The following is a 16,907-nucleotide window of genomic DNA, read 5'->3' as shown; positions in this document are numbered from 1 at the left end:
GGCGGCAGCGCTAGCCCGGTTCGCCGAGCGCCGCGGCGCGCACGCGGCGCAGCTGTTCGAGGCTGACCGCGCTGGCGACGCGGCGGCTGTTCTCGATGTGCCGGCGCAGCAGGCGCCGGGCGCCGCGCAGGTCGCGCGCGAGCAGGCACTGCGCGATCGCGTGGTGCTCCTCGTAGGTGCGCTCGACGCGGTCGTTCAGCGTGAAGTCGAGCCGGCGCACGGCGCGGATGTGGTGGCCGACCTGCTCCAGCAGCTGCGCCATCACGCGGTTGCCGCCGAGTTCGGCGAGGCGGCGGTGGAAGGTCTCGTCGCGCGCCGCCATCACCGCGAAGTCGTCGCTGCGCCCCGGCTGCGTCTGCGGGTCCCAGTCGGCGGCGAGCGCGCGCAGGTCGGCGTCGCTCGCGTTGGCGCAGACGTCGGCGAGCACGGCGAGTTCGAGCACCACGCGCACCCGGTAGTGCTGCGCGAGCTCGGCGGCGTCGAGCTGGCGGATCAGCACCCCCTGCTTGGGCAGCACGGTGACGTGGCCCTCGCTGGCGAGGCGCTGCAGCGCCTCGCGCACGGGGGTGCGGCTGACGCCGAAGCGCTCGGCCAGCGCGCTCTCGGTGACGCGGCTGCCGGGGTAGAGCTCGAAGGACAGGATCAGTTCGCGCAGCCGGTCGTAGACGTCCTGTGCGCTCGGTCTGGGTGTGTTCACGGGTTCGCGTCCGCTGGTTCCTGTGGGGGCTGGCCTGCACGTTGACGGTGCCGCGGGCCCCGTCTCTGCACCGTCGTGGGGCGCATGGCGCGCGGCCGCGGCCGGAGCGCCCAGCATAACCGATTGTCACAGTGGACTTTATCGCGGTCGATCAATGGATGGCACCTCGCTTGCAGCCATTTTCAGGCGTACATCGTTGCATGCAACAGGAGGGTCCGACGTGTCCGAATCCCGGCTCAGCGTTTCGCGCCGCCACTTCCTGCAGGCCGTGGTGGCCGGCAGCCTCGTCAGCCTCGCCGGTCCGTGGTCGCGCGCGCTGGCGGCCGGCGACAAGCTCACCGTCGGCTTCATCTACGTCGGCCCGCGCGACGACTACGGCTACAACCAGGCGCACGCCGAGGCCGCGGCGCAGATCCGCAAGCTGCCGGGCATCACCGCGCTGGAGGAGGAGAACGTCGCCGAGACGGTCGCGGTGCAGAAGACCATGGAGAGCATGATCGAGCTCGATGGCGCACAGCTGATCTTCCCGACCTCGTTCGGCTACTTCGACCCGCACGTGCTCAAGGTCGCCGCCAAGTACCCCGGGGTGCGCTTCGCCCACTGCGGCGGGCTGTGGCGCGAGGGCGTGCACCCGAAGAACACCGGCAGCTTCTTCGGCTACATCGACGAGGGCCAGTACCTCAACGGCGTCGCCGCCGGCCACGCCAGCAAGACCAGGAAGCTCGGCTTCGTCGCCGCCAAGCCGATCCCGCAGGTGCTGCGCAACATCAACGCCTTCACGATGGGCGCGCGCTCGGTCGACCCGTCGATCACCACGCGGGTGATCTTCACCGGCGACTGGGCGATGCCGGTCAAGGAGGCCGAGGCCGCGAACAGCCTGGTCGACCAGGGCGCGGACGTGCTCACCTGCCACGTCGACAGCCCCAAGGTGGTGGTCGAGACCGCCGCGCGCCGCGGCGCGATGGTGTGCGGCTACCACGCCGACCAGAGCGCGCTGGCGCCGCAGGCCTACCTGACCGGCGCGCAGTGGAACTGGGTGACGCCGTACACGACGCTGGTCCAGGCGGCGATGAGCGGCGCGCCGATGCCGAACTTCATCCGCGGCGGCCTGCGCGAGGGCTACATCAAGACCTCGCCGTACGGGCCGGCGCTGTCCGCCGCCGGGCAGGCGGCGGTGAGCGCGACGAAGGAGAAGATGCTCGCCGGGGCGCTGACGATCTTCAAAGGGCCGCTCGCCGACAACAAGGGCCGTACCGTGATCGCCGCCGGCGTCGAACTGGCGCAGACCGACGTCGCCCTCGAAGCCATGGACTGGCTGGTCGAAGGCGTGCAGGGCTGAGGCGCGGGCGGTCCGCATGAGCGCCACCTCCGCTTCCGCCGTCGCCGTGCTGCGCGCCGCGCCCGACCCGCGCCTCGCCGCGGCGCTGCGCGCGCTCGCCGGCACCGTCGGCGCGCTCGCGCTCGCCGCGCTGCTGTTCGGCGCCTTCCTCGTCGCCGCCGGCCACGACCCCCTGGCGGTCTACGCGCTGCTGTGGAAGGGCGCCTTCGGCAGCGCCTTCGCCTGGCAGAACACGCTGCTGCGCGCCGCACCGCTGATGCTGACGGCGCTGTGCGTGGTGCTGCCGGCGCGCGCCGGGCTGATCGTGATCGGCGGCGAGGGTGCGGTGCTGATGGGCGGGCTCGCCGCGGCGGCGCTCGGCGTGCACCTCGGCGGCCTCGGTGGCATGGCGCTGCTGCCGATGGCGCTCGCCGGCGCGCTCGCCGGCGGCGTGTGGATCGGCCTGGTCGGCCTGCTGCGCGAGCGGCGCGGCGTCAACGAGGCGATCGGCAGCCTGCTGCTCGCCTACATCGCGGCGGCGCTGTTCAAGCACCTGGTGGAAGGCCCGCTGCGCGACCCGGCCAGCCTCAACAAGCCGTCGACGCCGGCGCTGCCCGACGCGGCGCGCCTCGGCGAGCTCGCCGGCAGCGGCGTGCACGCGGGGCTGGTGATCGGCGTGCTCGCCTGCGTGCTCGCGCACCTCCTGATCCACCACACGCCGTGGGGCTTCGGCCTCAAGGTCGCCGGCGGCAACCCGCGTGCCGGGCGCATGGTCGGGCTGCCGGTCGGGCGCCTGGCGATCGCCGCCTGCGGGCTCGGCGGTGCCGCGGCCGGGCTCGCCGGCATGATCGAGGTCGCCGCGGTGCACGGCGCGGCGAACAGCGCGCTCGCCGCCGGCTACGGCTACGCCGGCATCCTGGTCGCCTTCGTCGCCCGCCAGCAGCCGCTGGCGATCCTGCCGACGGCGCTGCTGGTCGGCGGCGTGGCGGCGAGCGGCGGGCTGCTGCAGCGCCGCCTCGGCCTGCCCGATGCCACCGTCAACGTGCTGCAGGGCTTCCTGTTCCTGTCGATCCTGGTCGCCGAGCCGCTGTTCCAGGCCGTGGCGCAGCGCATCCGGCGGAGGCGCCCGCGATGAGCGCCGACGTCGATCTCTGGGCCGTGCCGCTGGCGGTGTTCGCCGGCGCCATCCGCGCCGGCTCGCCGTTCCTGTTCGTGAGCCTCGGCGAATGCCTGACCGAGCGCGGCGGGCGCATCAACCTCGGCCTCGAAGGCGCGCTGGTGATGGGCGCGATGAGCGCCTACGGCGGCGCGGTGCTGAGCGGCTCGCCGTGGCTCGGGCTGCTGGCGGCGATCGTCGCCGGCGGCCTGCTCGGGCTGCTGCACGGGCTGATCTGCAGCCTGCCGCGGGTCAACGACATCGCCGTCGGCATCGGCCTGATGCTGCTCGGCATCGGCCTGGCGTTCTTCCTCGGCAAGCCGTTCATCCAGCCGCGCGCGCCGGGGCTGCCGGCGTTCGAGCTCGGCGCCTGGAGCAGCAACCCGCTCGTGCGCGAGGCGCTGCGCATCAACGTGCTGTTCCCGCTCGGGCTCGCCGCCTGCGCGCTGATGCACCTGGCGCTGACGCGCACGCGCTGGGGGCTCGCGCTGCGCTGCGTCGGCGATTCGCAGGACACCGCGCGCGCGCTCGGCCTGCCGATCCTGCGCCTGCGCCTGAGCGCGACCGCGCTCGGCGGCGCGCTCGCCGGCATCGGCGGGGCGTCGCTGTCGCTGTTCTACCCGGGGAGCTGGAACGAGGGGCTGTCGAGCGGCCAGGGGCTGATGGCGGTGGCGCTGGTGGTGTTCGCGCGCTGGCAGCCGTGGCGCTGCCTGTACGCCGCGCTGCTGTTCGGCGGCGCCGGCGCGCTCGGCCCGGCGCTGCAGGCCGCCGGCGTCACCGGTGCCTACCACCTGTTCAACGCCGCCCCCTACGTGCTGACGCTCGCGCTGATGGCCTTTGCCAGCGAGCGCACCGGCGCGCCGGGCGAACTGCGGCTGAGCCGCTAGCGGAGGGGCCGATGGCCGCACTGGAACTGGAGGTCGTCGACCTCGGCAAGCGCTTCGGCGACTTCGTCGCGCTGCAGGGGGTGTCGACGAAGGTCGCCGCCGGCAGCTTCCACGCGCTGCTCGGCGAGAACGGCGCCGGCAAGAGCACGCTGGTGAAGTGCATCGTCGGCTACCAGATGCCCGACGAGGGTGCGATCCTGGTCGACCGGCGCGAGCGCGAGATCCGCCACCCCGCCGATGCCGACGCGCTCGGCCTCGGCATGGTCTACCAGCACTTCACGCTCGCACCGGGCCTGAGCGTGCTCGAAAACCTGGTGCTGGCGCGCCCGCGGCTGCCGGCGGTGCTCGACTGGGCCGCCGAGCGCGCGCGCCTCGAAGCCTTCCTCGACACCGCGCCGCTGCACGTGCCGCTCGACGCGCCGGTGGCGACGCTCGCCGCCGGGCAGAAGCAGAAGGCCGAGATCCTCAAGCAACTCTACCTCGACCGCCGCTTCCTGATCCTCGACGAGCCGACCTCGGTGCTGACGCCGCAGGAGGCCGACGAGGTGCTCGGCCTGCTGCACGGGCTGACCCGCGCCGGGCGCCTCAGCGTGCTGATGATCAGCCACAAGTTCCGCGAGGTGGAGGCGTTCTGCGACGAGGTCACGGTGCTGCGCCGCGGCCGCTACGTCGGCCGCGGCGGCGTGGCGGAGCTCGGCCGCGAGCGCATGGCGGCGCTGATGATGGGCAGCGAGGCGCTGCCCGAGCCGCCGGCGCGCGCGGCGCGCGTGCCGGGGGTGACGCGGCTGCGCGTCGCCGACCTCGCGGTGCACGACGACAAGGGCGTGGCCGCGGTCGCCGGCATGGGCTTCGACGTGCGCGCCGGCGAGATCGTCGGCCTCGCCGGCGTCTCCGGCAACGGCCAGCGCGAGCTGGTCGAGGCGCTGCTCGGCCAGCGCGCGGTCGCCGCCGGGGTGCTGGAGGTCGACGGCGCGGCGTACCGCGGCTCGCGCGCCGAGATCGACCGCGCCGGGCTCGCCAGCCTGCCCGAGGAGCCGCTGAAGAACGCCTGCGTGCCGCAGATGAGCGTCGCCGACAACCTCGCGCTGCGCAGCTTCGACCGCCCGCCGCAGACGCGCCTGGGCTGGCTGCGCCGCGGCACGATCCGCGCGCGCGGGCGCGAGCTGATCGCCGCCTTCCAGGTGCGCACGCCGGGGCCCGACGCGCCGATCGCCGCGCTCTCCGGCGGCAACGTGCAGCGCGCCGTGCTGGCGCGCGAGCTGGCGCAGCCGCGGGCGCTGCTGATCGTCGCCAACCCGGTGTTCGGGCTCGACTTCGCCTCGGCGGCGGCGATCCACCAGCGGCTGATGGCGGCGCGCAACGCCGGCGCCGCGGTGCTGCTGGTCAGCGAGGACCTCGACGAGATCCTCGCGCTGGCCGACCGCGTGCTGGTGATCAGCGGCGGGCGCATCGTCCACGAGACCACCCCCGCCGCCGCCGACCGTCACACCCTCGGCCGCCACATGGCCGCCCACTGAAGCGGAGCGCCGCATGCCTCGACTCGCCGCCGACCCCGGCCCCTACGCCTTCGAACCCGCGTCCACCGCGCTGGTGATGATCGACATGCAGCGCGACTTCATCGAGCCCGGCGGCTTCGGCGAGGCGCTCGGCAACGACGTCAGCCGGCTCGAAGCCTGCGTCGAGCCCGCCGCGCGCCTGCTCGCGCTGTGCCGCGCGCACGGCATCGCCGTCATCCACACCAAGGAGGCGCACCGGCCCGACCTCGCCGACTGTCCGCCGGCCAAGCGCCTGCGCGGTGCGGCGAGCCTGCGCATCGGCGACCGCGGGCCGATGGGGCGCATCCTGATCGACGGCGAGCCGGGCAACGACTTCGTGCCGGCCTGCGCGCCGCACCCCGGCGAGACGGTGATCGCCAAGCCCGGCAAGGGCGCGTTCTACCGCACCGGGCTCGACGAACGGCTGCGCGCGCGCGGCATCACCCACCTGGTGTTCGGTGGCGTCACCACCGAGGTGTGCGTGCAGACCTCGATGCGCGAGGCCAACGACCGCGGCTACGAGTGCCTGCTGATCGACGAGGCCACCGCGAGCTACTTCCCCGCGTTCAAGGCGGCGACGCTGGCGATGATCGCCGCGCAGGGCGGCATCGTCGGCTGGACCGCGCCGCTCGCGGCGTTCGCGGCGGCGCTGGCATGAACGCGCAGACCGTGCTCGCCGCCGCCCTCGGCAACGCGCCGGCCGCGCTCGACTGGGCGCCGCTGCGCCCGGACGTCGCCATCGCCCCGGTCTACCGCGCCGCCGACGGCGGCTTCACCGCAGCCTACCTGCGCTACGCGCCGGGCGCGCGGGTGCCCGCCCACGAACACGTCGGCCACGAGCTGATCCTGGTGCTGGAGGGCGCGCAGAGCGATCCGCGCGGGCGCTACCCGGCCGGCAGCCTCGTCGTCAACCCGCCGGGCAGCCGCCACCACGTGTGGAGCGACGAGGGCTGCCTGGTGCTGATCGTCTGGGAGCGGCCCGTGCGCTTCCTCGAAGACCCCGCAGCCGTCGACCGCCCCGGAGAGCAGCCATGAGCGAGACCTTCATCCCCGCCGACCCCTACCCCTGGCCCTTCGATGGCCGCCTGGCGCCGGGCAACACCGCGCTGATCGTCATCGACATGCAGACCGACTTCTGCGGCGAGGGCGGCTACGTCGACGCGATGGGCTACGACCTGTCGCTGACGCGCGCGCCGATCGGGCCGATCGCGCAGGTGCTGGCGGCGCTGCGCCCGCGCGGCTACACCATCATCCACACCCGCGAGGGCCACCGCCCGGACCTCGCCGACCTGCCGGCGAACAAGCGCTGGCGCTCGCAGCGCATCGGCGCCGGCATCGGCGACGCCGGGCCGTGCGGGCGCATCCTGGTGCGCGGCGAGCCGGGCTGGGAGATCATCCCCGAACTCGCGCCGGCGCCCGGCGAGATCGTCATCGACAAACCCGGCAAGGGCTCGTTCTGCGCCACCGACCTGGAGCTGATCCTGCACACGCGCGGCATCCGCAACCTGCTGCTCGCCGGCATCACCACCGACGTCTGCGTGCACACGACGATGCGCGAGGCCAACGACCGCGGCTTCGAGTGCCTGCTGCTGGAGGACTGCTGTGGCGCCACCGACCACGGCAATCACCTCGCGGCGATCAAGATGATCAAAATGCAGGGCGGCGTGTTCGGCGCCGTGGCCGATGCGGCCACGCTGCTCGCACACCTGCCCTGACCCCGCAGCCACCCGTGACGGAACCATGATCGACCTGAGCCTTTCGAGCCTGCGCCGCGACTACGTCGCCGGCACCCGCACGCCGCGCGGCGTGATCGCCGACATCCTCGCGCGCATCCCGCTGCACGCCGACGACAACATCTGGATCAGCACGCTGACCGCGGCCGAGCTCGAACCCTACCTGGCCGCCCTCGACGGCCGCGAACCGACCAGCCTGCCGCTGTACGGCGTGCCGTTCGCGATCAAGGACAACATCGACCTCGCCGGCGTGGCGACCACTGCCGCCTGCCCGGCCTACGCCTACCTGCCCGAGCGCTCGGCGCACGTGGTCGAGCGCCTGGTCGCCGCCGGCGCGATCCCGGTCGGCAAGGCCAACCTCGACCAGTTCGCCACCGGCCTGGTCGGCGCGCGCTCGCCCTACGGCGCCACCCGCAACGCCTACAACCCGGAGTACGTCTCCGGCGGCTCCAGCGGCGGCTCGGCGGTCGCCGTCGCGCACGCGCTGGCGAGCTTCGCGCTCGGCACCGACACGGCGGGATCGGGGCGGGTGCCGGCGGGGCTCAACGCGCTGGTCGGCGTCAAGCCGAGCAAGGGGCTCCTGTCGGCGCGCGGGCTGGTGCCGGCCTGCCGCAGCCTCGACTGCCTCTCGATCTTCGCCCTCGACACCGTCGATGCGCGCGCGGTGCTCGACGTCGCCGCCGGCTTCGACGCCGAGGACATCTACGCCCGCGAACTCGCGCTGGTGCCGGCCGACACCCCGGCGCGCTTCCGCTTCGGCGTGCCGGCCGCCGGGCAGCTCGAATTCTGCGGCGATGCCGACATGGCCGCGGCCTTCGCCGGCGCGGTCGCGCAGATGGTCGCCGCCGGCGGCGAGGCGGTGGCGATCGATTTCACGCCGTTCCGCGAGGCCGCGCGCCTGCTCTACGAGGGGCCGTGGGTGGCCGAGCGCTACGCCGCGATCGCCGACTTCATCCAGGCGCGGCCCGACGCGCTGCTGCCGGTGACGCGCGCGATCATCGAGCCGGCCGCCGGGCTCGGCGCGGTGGCGGCGTTCCAGGCGCAGTACCGGCTGCTCGAACTCAAGCGGCGCACCGACGCGGTGCTCGCCGAGCTGGATTTCGTGCTGACGCCGACCGCGCCCACGCACTACCGCATCCGCGAGGTCGAGGCCGACCCGATCCGCCTCAACGCCAACCTCGGCATCTACACCAACTTCATGAACCTGCTCGACTATGCGGCGCTGGCGGTGCCCGGCGCCGGGCGCCTGCCGAACGGCCTGCCCTGGGGCGTCACGCTGTTCGCGCCGGCCGGCCACGACCGCCGCCTGCTCGCCTTCGGCGCGCGCTTCGCCGCCGCGGCGCCGGCAGAGACCCTCGAACTGCTGGTGTGCGGCGCGCACCTGTCGGGGCTGCCGCTCAACCACCAGCTCACCGAGCGCGGCGCGACACTGGTCGAGGCCACCCACACCGCGCCGGCGTACCGGCTGTACGCGCTCGCCGGCGGCCCGCCGTACCGCCCGGGGCTGGTGCGCGACCCCGCCGCCGGCACGGCGATCGCCGTCGAGGTGTGGCGGCTGCCGCTCGCCACGCTCGGCAGCTTCATGGCCGGCATCCCCGCGCCGCTCGGCATCGGCAGCGTGGAACTCGCCGACGGGCGCTGGGTGAAGGGCTTCATCTGCGAGGGCCACGCGCTCGCCGAGGCCACCGACATCACCGCCTACGGCGGCTGGCGCGCCTACCTCGCCGCCCGCTGAGGCCGCCGCGCGGGCGCGGGTCGCCGCTGCTGAAAGAACCCTCATCCCCGCGGCCCTGCTCCCAGGGGGAGAAGGGCTTCCCGGGGGCAGGGGTTCGCGGTGCGGGGAGGTTCGGCGCGTGCCGCGGCGGGGCTATCCTCTGGGGCCGTCACCTGCCCGGAGCCGCCGCCATGACCGCCGACCGCCTCGCCCGCGCCTACGCCGCCTTCGATGCCGCCAACGCCCACGACCCGGTCAGCGTGCCCGGCGACGACGGCGCGCCGGTGCCGCGCGAGTGGATCAACGCCCGGCGCGTCAGCACCTGGCTGGAGCGGATGTACCCGCAGGCGGGCGAGGCGCTGCGGCTGGCGGCGCGCGCGCACCACCTGCGCCGCTGGGAGCACCCGCGCAGCGGCTACCCGATGACCCGCGAGGGCTACCTGCGCTGGCGCGCCGAGCTCAAGCGCTTCCACGCCGAGCAGGCCGGCGCGGTGCTGGCGCAGCTCGGCTTCGACGCCGACACCCTCGCCCGCACGCAGGCGCTGATCCGCCGCGAGCGGCTGAAGCAGGACGCCGAGGCGCAGGCGCTGGAGGACGCCATCTGCCTCGCCTTCCTGCAGTACGACTTCGACGCCTTCGGCCCGCAGCACGACGAGGCCAAGGTGATCGGCATCGTGCGCAAGACCTGGGCGAAGATGTCGCCGGTCGGCCAGGCCGCCGCCGCCACGCTGCCGCTGTCGCCCTACGCGCAGGGCATCGTCGCCCGCGCGCTCGGCGGCTAGGGCCCGAGCAGCCAGACGCCGGCGGCGATGCTCAGCACGGTGAGCGGCGCGCCCACCGCGAAGTAGGCCCAGAAGCCGACGCTGACGCCGAGGCTGCGCGCGCGCTGGGCGACGATCAGGTTCGCCACCGAGCCGAGCAGCGTGAAGTTGCCGGCGAGGGTCGAGGCCATCGCCACGCCGAGCCAGGCCGCCTGCGGATCGGCGAGCGGGGCGACGAAGGGCTTCAGCAGCAGCACCGCCGGCACGTTGCTGACCAGGTTGGAGAGCGCCGCGGTGAGCAGCGCGAGCACCGGCAGGCGGTCGAGCCCGAGGCTGCCGAGCTCGGCCACGCGCGCCGGCGTCAGCACCGCGTGTTCGAGCCCGCCGACGACGACGAACAGGCCGGCGAACATCACCAGCAGCGGCCAGTCGATCTCCAGGTAGATCTTCGCCACCTTCACGCGGCGCGTCAGCAGCAGGTAGGCGCCGCCGACGAAGGCCACCTCCGCCGGCGGCACGCCGAGGAAGAAGGCCGCCACCATCGCCACCAGCACCAGCGCCGACTTGCCGGCGAGCCAGACATTGACACGCGGCGGGCGCAGCGCCGGGGCGCCGAGGCCGCCGCGCACCAGGAACTCGCGCGGGAAGGCGAGCGCGATCAGCACGGTCGCCAGCAGCAGGCCGACCGCCGCCACCGGCCACAGCGCGCCGGCGAAGGCACCGTAGGGCAGCCCCGACAGCGTGCCGATGATCATGTTCTGCGGGTTGCCGGTGATCGTCGCCACCGAGCCGATGTTGGCCGCCATCGCGATCGCCAGCAGGTAGGGCAGCGGCCGGCGCTTCAGCGCCAGCACCACTTCGAGCACCAGCGGCGTCATCACCAGGCAGATGGTGTCGTTGACCAGCAGCGCCGACAGCAGCCCCGACACCAGCACCACCGCCAGCAGCAGCAGCAGCGGGTGGCGCGCGCGGCGCACCACGAAGGCGTTGACCAGGCGGAAGAAACCGGACAGGCGCAGGTTGGCGACGACGATCATCATCCCGAACAGCAGCACCAGGGTGTCGGCGTCGACCGCCGCGTAGGCCTGTTCGAGCGTCAGCACGCCGCTCGCCACCATCAGCGCGGCGCCGAGCAGCGCCGCGCCGGCGCGGTCGATGTGCCAGCCGGGCACGCGCCCGGCGGCGATCACGAGGTAGGTGGCAAGGAAGATCAGAGTGGCGATCATCATGACTCTGGAGAATGGGCGGGGCGCAAGCGCCCCGCCGCGGGAGGAAGGGAAGGGGGAGGGGGTAAAGCGAGGGGTGGTTCAGACGCCGCCGGTCAGGCCGACCGGGCAGCTCACGCCGGTGCCGCCGAGCCCGCAGTAGCCGCCGGGGTTCTTCGCCAGGTACTGCTGGTGGTAGTCCTCGGCGTAGTAGAACGGCGGCGCGGGGCGGATCTCGGTGGTGATCGCGCCGTGGCCGGCGGCGCTCAGCGCGCGCTGGTAGGCTGCCTGCGAGGCCTCGGCGGCGGCGAGCTGGGCGTCGTCGAAGGTGTAGATCGCGCTGCGGTACTGGGTGCCGACGTCGTTGCCCTGGCGCATGCCCTGGGTCGGGTCGTGCGCCTCCCAGAACAGCGCGAGCAGCTCGGCGTAGCTCACCTCGCGCGGGTCGAACACCACCTGCACCACCTCGGCGTGGCCGGTGCGCCCGCTGCAGACCTCCTCGTAGCCCGGGTTGGGGGTGTAGCCGCCGGCGTAGCCGACCATCGTCGACCACACCCCGGCGCGCTGCCAGAACTTGCGCTCCGCGCCCCAGAAGCAGCCGAGCCCGAACAGCGCGCGCTGCAGCGGCGCGGGGAAGGGCGGGAGCAGCGCGTGGCCGTTGACGTAGTGCTGCGCGGGCACGCGCATCGCCTGCTCGCGGCCGGGCAGCGCATGGGCGGGGTCGACCATCTCGGTCTTTTTGCCGAAGCCGAACATCGGAGGCCTCCTCGGGGCGTGGGATGGTACCGATCTTACGCGCGCAGGGCCCGGCGGGATGCCGCCCGCCGCGCTCAGAGCGGTGGCAGCGCGGCGGCGGGGCCGGCGGGCACGGCCGCTGCCGCGGCGGCCGACGCCTCGCCACCGCGCACGGTGACGACGTTGGAGGCGAGCGCCACGCCGGCCTCCTGCAGCGCGCGGTAGACGCGCTTCAGCGCCTCGCGCTGCAGGTAGGTCGGCCGGGTCGGCTTCGAGGTGAACTTCAGGCGCAGCACCACCGCGGTGTCGGTGATGTCCTGGATGCCCTGCAGCTTCAGCGGCACCAGGAAGTCCGGTCCGAGCTCCGGGTCCTCGAGCATCAGCAGGCCGACCTTCTTGATCGTCTTGCGCGCCTTCTCGAGGTCGGCGTCACGCTCGATGCGGATGGTGAACTTCATCGTCGCCCAGTCGCGGCTGAAATTGGTGACGGCCTGCAGCTGGCCGAACGGCACGGTGTGGATCTGGCCGTTCTGGTGGCGCAACTGCACCGAGCGCAGCGTGATGCGCTCCACGGTGCCGCGCAGGCGGCCGGTGTCGACGTACTCGCCGAGGCGGAAGGCATCGTCGGCCATGAAGAACGCGCCGGAGATGATGTCGCGCACCAGCGCCTGCGAGCCGAACGACAGCGCCAGGCCGAGCACGCCGAAGCCGGCCAGCAGCGGCCCGATGTCGATGCCGAGCGCCGACAGCACCACGAGCGTGCCGACCGCGAGGATCGCGCCGCGGCTCAGGTGGCGCAGCAGCGGCAGCACGGTGGCGAAGCGCCCCTGCTGCACCGGGACCTCACCCTCATCCTCGCCCGGCACCAGGCTGCGCGGCTGCGGTGCGTGCGCGTCGAACCAGGCGCCGAGGAAGCGCCAGGCCACCCAGGCCGCGATCAGCGCCGCGCTGATCCGCAGCAGCGCGCCGATCGCCGCCAGCGCGGCCGACGAGCCGGGATCGAGCAGGTAGAGGTTCCACATCCGCGCGATCGCGTACAGCCCGAACACCCACACGGCGCCGCCGGCGAGGGTGCGTGCCACCGTGGTGGCGGCGGCCGGCAGCGGCGCCAGCGCGCGCCCGCCGGTGCGGCGCTCGATCAGCGTGCCGACCAGGGCATCGGCGCCGATGGCGGCGATCGGCAGCACCAGCACCAGGATCTGCGTCGCCCCCGCCGCCGCGCCCCAGTGCGCGCGCTGCGGCGCCGCCGCGGCGATGCAGCCGAGCATCCAGATCAGCACCGCGAAGGCGATCAGCAGCCACGGCAGCGCGGCGGCGAGCACACAGCGCCACGGCGGCTGCATGCCTTCGCCGCGGGCCAGCGCGCTGATGCCGTGGCGCCCGCCCCAGAACCAGACGAGCTTCAGCAGCGTCAGCACCGTCGCGCCGAGCAGGAAGCCCCCCTCGGTCGCCAGCGCGTCGCCGCGCAGGTCCTGCGCCAGCCGCACGCTCTGGCCGACCGCCGAGCCGAGCACGCCGTAGGCGAGCAGCATGCCGAAGTGCCAGCCGGGGTCGGGCAGCGGCAGCAGGCGCCGGGCGGGCGCACCGGGCGCCAGCAGGAAGCGCCCGCAGAGCAGGTACAGGGCCGCGGTCGCACCGCCCAGCAGCAGGCGCTCACCGGCCTCGCGCGCCGCGTCGGCGGTCAGCCAGGCGAGGCCGATGCGGCCGAGCAGCACGAAGGCGGCGAGCGCCGCGGCGTCGATCAGCAGCACGAAGCAGCTCGCGCGCAGGCGCTCGACCAGGTCGGGCGCGGGCGCCGGGCGCGTGCCCGACAGGCGCCGCAGCAGCGCGTGCACCCCCCAGGCGCCGATCCCCGCCACCGCGAACAGCCCGAGCAGCCACGCGGTGTCCGCCGGCCCCGGCCACGCCGCCGCGATCGCCTGCAGCAGCGCCGGCAGGTACACGAGGCCGCGCAGGTCCTTCGCCAGGCCGGCCTCGAACGATGTCCACAGCCCCGGCGCGGCGCTGGCGGCCGGAGCGACCGCTGCGGTGGCCGGTGCGGCGGCGGGCGCGTCCTCCCAGCGCACCGTCAGCGGCCGGCTGCTGTCGCGCAGCGCCTCGACCACCGTGGCGAGGCGCTGCGGCTGGTCGCCCGGGTGCAGCACCACGGTCACCGCGCCGTCGGCGGCGTGCACGGCGGCGATCGCGGCGAACAGGAGGGGCAGGAGGTACAGCCAGGGGGCGAAGCGGGCGCGCGGTTTCATGCCGCCCAAGGCTACGGCATGCGCGGCGTTTTGGCAGCGTGGCGGGGGTGCCCGCGCGCAGGGGCATCGTGCGGCCCTGTGATCCGGTTGCCGGCAGCCCGATGACACCGGTCAACGGTGTCTCCGCGCAGCCGCTGGCGGCGCTCGCCTCACGGCGCGGCCCGCATGTCGTCGCGGGCGAACCGCTGCCAGATGCGGCCATCCTCGTCGATCCTGCGGGCGAGTGCCTGCGGCGACGAGGTTTCCGGCTGCAGCATGAGGCGGTCGAGCTGTGCCCGCACCTCCGCGCTGCTCAGCGCCGTGTCGATCGCCGCCGCGAGCCGCGCGACGATCGGCTGCGGCGTCCCGGCGGGCGCGAAGACCGCCTGCCAGGACGGCACCGTGACGTCGGCGATGCCGGCTTCCGCCAGCGTCGGCAGCTCCGGCAGCGCCGGGATGCGTGCCGGCGTCAGCGCCGCGAGCAGGCGCAGCCTGCCGTCGCGGGCATGGGGCAGCACGCTGGCGACCGGCCCGAACATCACCTGCACCCGGCCGGCGAGCAGGTCGGGGATGGCCTGCGCGCTGCCCTTGTAGGGCACCCGCGTCAGGCGCACGCCCGTCGCCCGCCGGAACTCCGCAGCCGCGAGTTCCTCGCCCGCGGTGCTCGCGGCATACATCAGCGGTTCCTCGCGGCTGCGCGCGAAGGCGACGAACGCCGCCACGTCGGTGGCCGGTACCGCGGGATGGACGGACAGGACGAACGGGAAGCGCCCGATCGTGGCGACCGGGCTCAGGTCACGGGCCACATCCAGCGGGGGCGGTTCCTGCAGGAGCGGCAGGGCGACGAGCGAGGCCACGCCGAACAGCAGCGTGTAGCCGTCCGCCGCGGCGGTCGCCGCGGCGCGGGCGCCGATGGCGCCTTCCGCACCGGGCCGGTTGATGACGACGAAGGGCTGGCCGAGCGCCCGCGCGAGCGCCTCTGCAATGATGCGCGCGGCGGCATCGGTGGGGCCGCCGGCGGGCAGCGGCACGATCAGGCTGACCGGTTTCCCGGGGTAGCCGTCCGCCAGCGCGGCCCCCATTGCCAGACCGAGCGACAACAGCAGACCCAGCAAGCGTTTCATTCCGCACCTCCGAGGCTGATCGTGCGGCCATCGTAGTGCGCCGGTCATCGCCACGGCGATGCCGTGGCCGGCAAGCCCGGTGTGAACCTTCGGTTTAAGCTGCGGCTTCCCGTGCTCCCGGAGACACCGATGGACAAGCTGCGCGCCATCCAGTACTTCGTCGCCGCCGCCGGCGAGGGCAGCTTCTCGCGGGCGGCGCGGCGCTTCGCGGTGAGCGTGCCGGCGGTGGCCAAGCTGGTCACCGCGCTCGAACGGGAGCTGGGCGTGCGCCTCTTCGACCGCACGGCACGCGGCCTGGTGCTGACCGCCGACGGGGAACGCTACCTCGCCGTCTGCGAGAGCGTCGTCGCCCGGCTCGCCGAAGCCGAACAGGGCTTCCGCCGCAGCGGCGAGAGCCCGCGGGGCACGGTCGTGGTCGAGGCGCCCCCGCTGATGACGCGCTTCTGGATCCTGCCGGCGCTCCCGGCGTTCCACCGCGACTATCCCGACATCCAGATCGAACTGCGCATGGTCGACCGCACGACGATCGCGGACGTCGACGCCAGCGGCATCGACATCTGCGTCGTGCTCGGCTGGCCGGAGGCGCTCGACCTGGTCGTGCGCGAGGTCGCGCGGATGCGGCTGCTGGTCTGCGCGACCCCGGCCTACTGGGCCCGTCACGGCATGCCCGAGCGGCCGCGGGACCTCGCCCGGCACGCGGCCTTTCTGGTGCGCACGCCGAAGGGGGTGCTGCTCGACTATTGGCGCTACCGGCGGGGTACCGAGGAGGAGGCGGTCAAGCTGTCGGGCTGGCTGGTCAGCGATCACCGCGACCTCGCCCTGGAGGCGGTGCTGGCCGGCGAGGGCATCGGCCGTTTCGCCGACCTGTCCGTCCAGCACCTGCTGCGCGATGGGTGTCTGGTACCGGCCCTGCTGGACTGGGAAACCCCCGATGACCCGCCGGTCAAGCTGGTGCACCGACCGCTGCGGCAGGGGTCGCCCGCGCTGCGGGTGGTGCTGGGCTTCATCGAGGCGCGCCTGCAGGCCCTCGAAGCCGGCCGCGAGGTGCCACTGTCCCGTGGCAACCCGGAGGAGCGCCCGGACTGGTACCGCCGATCCTACGGGCGCGCCTCCTCGACCGGCGACTGAGGCCGTGGCACCGCTGCTGGCTGCCCGCGGAACCCCGGCGGCGCGGTCGTGCCGCGCCGGCGAAGGCGGGGCGTCAGGCCGCCGTGGCCGAAGCCGCGCTAGCGCGCAGGGATCGGGCCGCGCGGCTCAGCGCGGGCCGAGCAGCATCGGCTTGCCGATGCGGGTGAGGTTGCCGTCGCGCCGCTCGAGGAAGAAGAGCTGCCCGGCGGCGATGAGCCCGGGTTCGAGGCGCACGTTGACCAGGTCGACGCCGATGGTGCTGCCGCTGCAGCCGAAGGCGCGCAGGCTGAGCTGCGCGCCTTCGCGCACGACGCTGCCGGGGGCGATGGTGGCACCGCCGCGGCAGTCGCTGTCGAGCGCCACGGTGCCCTGGCCGGCGGCGTCGATGTGGATGGCGACGGCATAGCCGGAGCCGCCGCGGTAGCCGGCACCGGTGTAGCTCAGCGCGGCGGCGGGGGTGCCGGGCGGGCGCATGTCGGCGGCGCAGCCGGCGAGCGCGGCCAGCGCGGCGAGGGCGAGGAGGCGGGAGGAGGGCATGGGCACGGGTTCCGCGGCGGCGCCGGGTCGGCGGCTGCGCCGATTGTTCCGCGCGCCGGCGCCGGCGTCGAGCCGGCGGCGGCTGGCGCGGCGCCCGCGGCCTGGGGCACGCTGTGCGCGAAGCGGGCGCCGTCCGCCCGCGCGAGGCCGTGACG

Annotated in this window: 16 protein-coding genes; 10 read left to right on the top strand and 6 right to left on the bottom strand. The window is 74.4% G+C overall.

What is annotated here, in order from left to right:
- Positions 1 to 10: 10 nt before the first annotated feature.
- Positions 11 to 697, bottom strand: coding sequence for a GntR family transcriptional regulator (locus EV699_RS16200; RefSeq protein WP_243662708.1), 687 nt, complete (start codon positions 695 to 697; stop codon positions 11 to 13).
- 220 nt (positions 698 to 917) lie between these two features.
- On the opposite strand from EV699_RS16200, the gene EV699_RS16195 reads away from it, so the two are divergent.
- The 9 genes from EV699_RS16195 (at position 918) to EV699_RS16155 (ending at position 9,822) form a co-directional block, all read left to right on the top strand.
- Positions 918 to 2,036, top strand: coding sequence for a BMP family ABC transporter substrate-binding protein (locus EV699_RS16195; RefSeq protein WP_243662707.1), 1,119 nt, complete (start codon positions 918 to 920; stop codon positions 2,034 to 2,036).
- Between the two features lie 16 nt (positions 2,037 to 2,052).
- Entirely contained in the window at positions 2,053 to 3,150 is a 1,098-nt protein-coding gene (locus EV699_RS16190; protein ID WP_132544681.1) for an ABC transporter permease, read from the top strand.
- Positions 3,147 to 4,058, top strand: a complete 912-nt coding sequence (locus EV699_RS16185) for an ABC transporter permease (RefSeq protein WP_132544679.1) — start codon at positions 3,147 to 3,149, stop codon at positions 4,056 to 4,058. Before EV699_RS16190 ends, EV699_RS16185 begins: the two co-directional genes overlap by 4 nt.
- A gap of 11 nt (positions 4,059 to 4,069) precedes the next feature.
- Positions 4,070 to 5,575, top strand: a complete 1,506-nt coding sequence (locus EV699_RS16180; protein ID WP_132544677.1) for an ABC transporter ATP-binding protein — start codon at positions 4,070 to 4,072, stop codon at positions 5,573 to 5,575.
- 13 nt (positions 5,576 to 5,588) lie between these two features.
- Complete coding sequence (locus tag EV699_RS16175) at positions 5,589 to 6,251, top strand: cysteine hydrolase family protein (protein ID WP_132544675.1); 663 nt, start codon at positions 5,589 to 5,591, stop codon at positions 6,249 to 6,251.
- Positions 6,248 to 6,628: a cupin domain-containing protein gene (locus EV699_RS16170; RefSeq protein WP_132544673.1), complete on the top strand. Its 381-nt coding sequence runs from the start codon at positions 6,248 to 6,250 to the stop codon at positions 6,626 to 6,628. The genes EV699_RS16175 and EV699_RS16170 overlap by 4 nt, the downstream gene beginning before the upstream one ends.
- Positions 6,625 to 7,308: a biuret amidohydrolase gene (biuH, locus tag EV699_RS16165; protein ID WP_132544671.1), complete on the top strand. Its 684-nt coding sequence runs from the start codon at positions 6,625 to 6,627 to the stop codon at positions 7,306 to 7,308. Before EV699_RS16170 ends, biuH begins: the two co-directional genes overlap by 4 nt.
- A gap of 25 nt (positions 7,309 to 7,333) precedes the next feature.
- A complete protein-coding gene (gene atzF, locus EV699_RS16160) occupies positions 7,334 to 9,061 on the top strand; it encodes an allophanate hydrolase (RefSeq protein ID WP_132544669.1) in 1,728 nt (575 codons plus the stop codon).
- Between the two features lie 170 nt (positions 9,062 to 9,231).
- Complete coding sequence (locus tag EV699_RS16155) at positions 9,232 to 9,822, top strand: DUF4202 domain-containing protein (RefSeq protein ID WP_132544667.1); 591 nt, start codon at positions 9,232 to 9,234, stop codon at positions 9,820 to 9,822.
- Here the strand turns inward: EV699_RS16155 and EV699_RS16150 are convergent.
- From EV699_RS16150 to EV699_RS16135, 4 genes are all read right to left on the bottom strand, one after another.
- Entirely contained in the window at positions 9,819 to 11,030 is a 1,212-nt protein-coding gene (locus EV699_RS16150; RefSeq protein WP_132544665.1) for an ArsB/NhaD family transporter, read from the bottom strand. The genes EV699_RS16155 and EV699_RS16150 overlap by 4 nt on opposite strands.
- A gap of 78 nt (positions 11,031 to 11,108) precedes the next feature.
- Positions 11,109 to 11,762: a peptide-methionine (S)-S-oxide reductase MsrA gene (gene msrA, locus EV699_RS16145; protein WP_132544663.1), complete on the bottom strand. Its 654-nt coding sequence runs from the start codon at positions 11,760 to 11,762 to the stop codon at positions 11,109 to 11,111.
- 74 nt (positions 11,763 to 11,836) lie between these two features.
- On the bottom strand, positions 11,837 to 13,984 hold the full coding sequence (locus tag EV699_RS20450; protein WP_132544661.1) for a mechanosensitive ion channel family protein: 2,148 nt from the start codon (positions 13,982 to 13,984) through the stop codon (positions 11,837 to 11,839).
- Positions 13,985 to 14,133: 149 nt separating this feature from the next.
- Positions 14,134 to 15,087 (bottom strand): tripartite tricarboxylate transporter substrate binding protein, encoded by a 954-nt coding sequence (locus EV699_RS16135; protein WP_165904175.1) that lies wholly within the window; start codon positions 15,085 to 15,087, stop codon positions 14,134 to 14,136.
- Positions 15,088 to 15,216: 129 nt separating this feature from the next.
- Between EV699_RS16135 and EV699_RS16130 the strand changes: the two genes are divergently transcribed.
- On the top strand, positions 15,217 to 16,215 hold the full coding sequence (locus tag EV699_RS16130; protein WP_132544657.1) for a LysR family transcriptional regulator: 999 nt from the start codon (positions 15,217 to 15,219) through the stop codon (positions 16,213 to 16,215).
- Positions 16,216 to 16,341: 126 nt separating this feature from the next.
- Here the strand turns inward: EV699_RS16130 and EV699_RS16125 are convergent, their stop codons facing one another.
- Positions 16,342 to 16,752 carry a hypothetical protein gene (locus EV699_RS16125; RefSeq protein WP_132544655.1) on the bottom strand — a complete coding sequence of 137 codons (411 nt, stop codon included), beginning with the start codon at positions 16,750 to 16,752 and terminating at the stop codon, positions 16,342 to 16,344.
- Positions 16,753 to 16,907: the final 155 nt, after the last annotated feature.

It is taken from the genome of Plasticicumulans lactativorans (genome assembly GCF_004341245.1).
GTDB lineage: Bacteria > Pseudomonadota > Gammaproteobacteria > Competibacterales > Competibacteraceae > Plasticicumulans_A > Plasticicumulans_A lactativorans.
The sequence above is the reverse complement of the archived record's forward strand: the minus strand, read 5'-3'. Positions and strand labels throughout refer to the sequence as shown.

What these genes read in the sequence shown, in the direction of transcription:
- biuH (WP_132544671.1), top strand. Translation starts at nt 6,625, where the DNA reads ATGAGCGAGACCTTCATCCCCGCCGACCCCTACCCCTGGCCCTTCGAT.
- EV699_RS16170 (WP_132544673.1), top strand. Translation starts at nt 6,248, where the DNA reads ATGAACGCGCAGACCGTGCTCGCCGCCGCCCTCGGCAACGCGCCGGCC.
- EV699_RS16180 (WP_132544677.1), top strand. Translation starts at nt 4,070, where the DNA reads ATGGCCGCACTGGAACTGGAGGTCGTCGACCTCGGCAAGCGCTTCGGC.
- EV699_RS16135 (WP_165904175.1), bottom strand. Translation starts at nt 15,087, where the DNA reads ATGAAACGCTTGCTGGGTCTGCTGTTGTCGCTCGGTCTGGCAATGGGG.
- EV699_RS16130 (WP_132544657.1), top strand. Translation starts at nt 15,217, where the DNA reads ATGGACAAGCTGCGCGCCATCCAGTACTTCGTCGCCGCCGCCGGCGAG.
- EV699_RS16155 (WP_132544667.1), top strand. Translation starts at nt 9,232, where the DNA reads ATGACCGCCGACCGCCTCGCCCGCGCCTACGCCGCCTTCGATGCCGCC.
- msrA (WP_132544663.1), bottom strand. Translation starts at nt 11,762, where the DNA reads ATGTTCGGCTTCGGCAAAAAGACCGAGATGGTCGACCCCGCCCATGCG.
- EV699_RS16150 (WP_132544665.1), bottom strand. Translation starts at nt 11,030, where the DNA reads ATGATGATCGCCACTCTGATCTTCCTTGCCACCTACCTCGTGATCGCC.
- EV699_RS16190 (WP_132544681.1), top strand. Translation starts at nt 2,053, where the DNA reads ATGAGCGCCACCTCCGCTTCCGCCGTCGCCGTGCTGCGCGCCGCGCCC.
- EV699_RS20450 (WP_132544661.1), bottom strand. Translation starts at nt 13,984, where the DNA reads ATGAAACCGCGCGCCCGCTTCGCCCCCTGGCTGTACCTCCTGCCCCTC.
- EV699_RS16175 (WP_132544675.1), top strand. Translation starts at nt 5,589, where the DNA reads ATGCCTCGACTCGCCGCCGACCCCGGCCCCTACGCCTTCGAACCCGCG.
- atzF (WP_132544669.1), top strand. Translation starts at nt 7,334, where the DNA reads ATGATCGACCTGAGCCTTTCGAGCCTGCGCCGCGACTACGTCGCCGGC.
- EV699_RS16185 (WP_132544679.1), top strand. Translation starts at nt 3,147, where the DNA reads ATGAGCGCCGACGTCGATCTCTGGGCCGTGCCGCTGGCGGTGTTCGCC.
- EV699_RS16125 (WP_132544655.1), bottom strand. Translation starts at nt 16,752, where the DNA reads ATGCCCTCCTCCCGCCTCCTCGCCCTCGCCGCGCTGGCCGCGCTCGCC.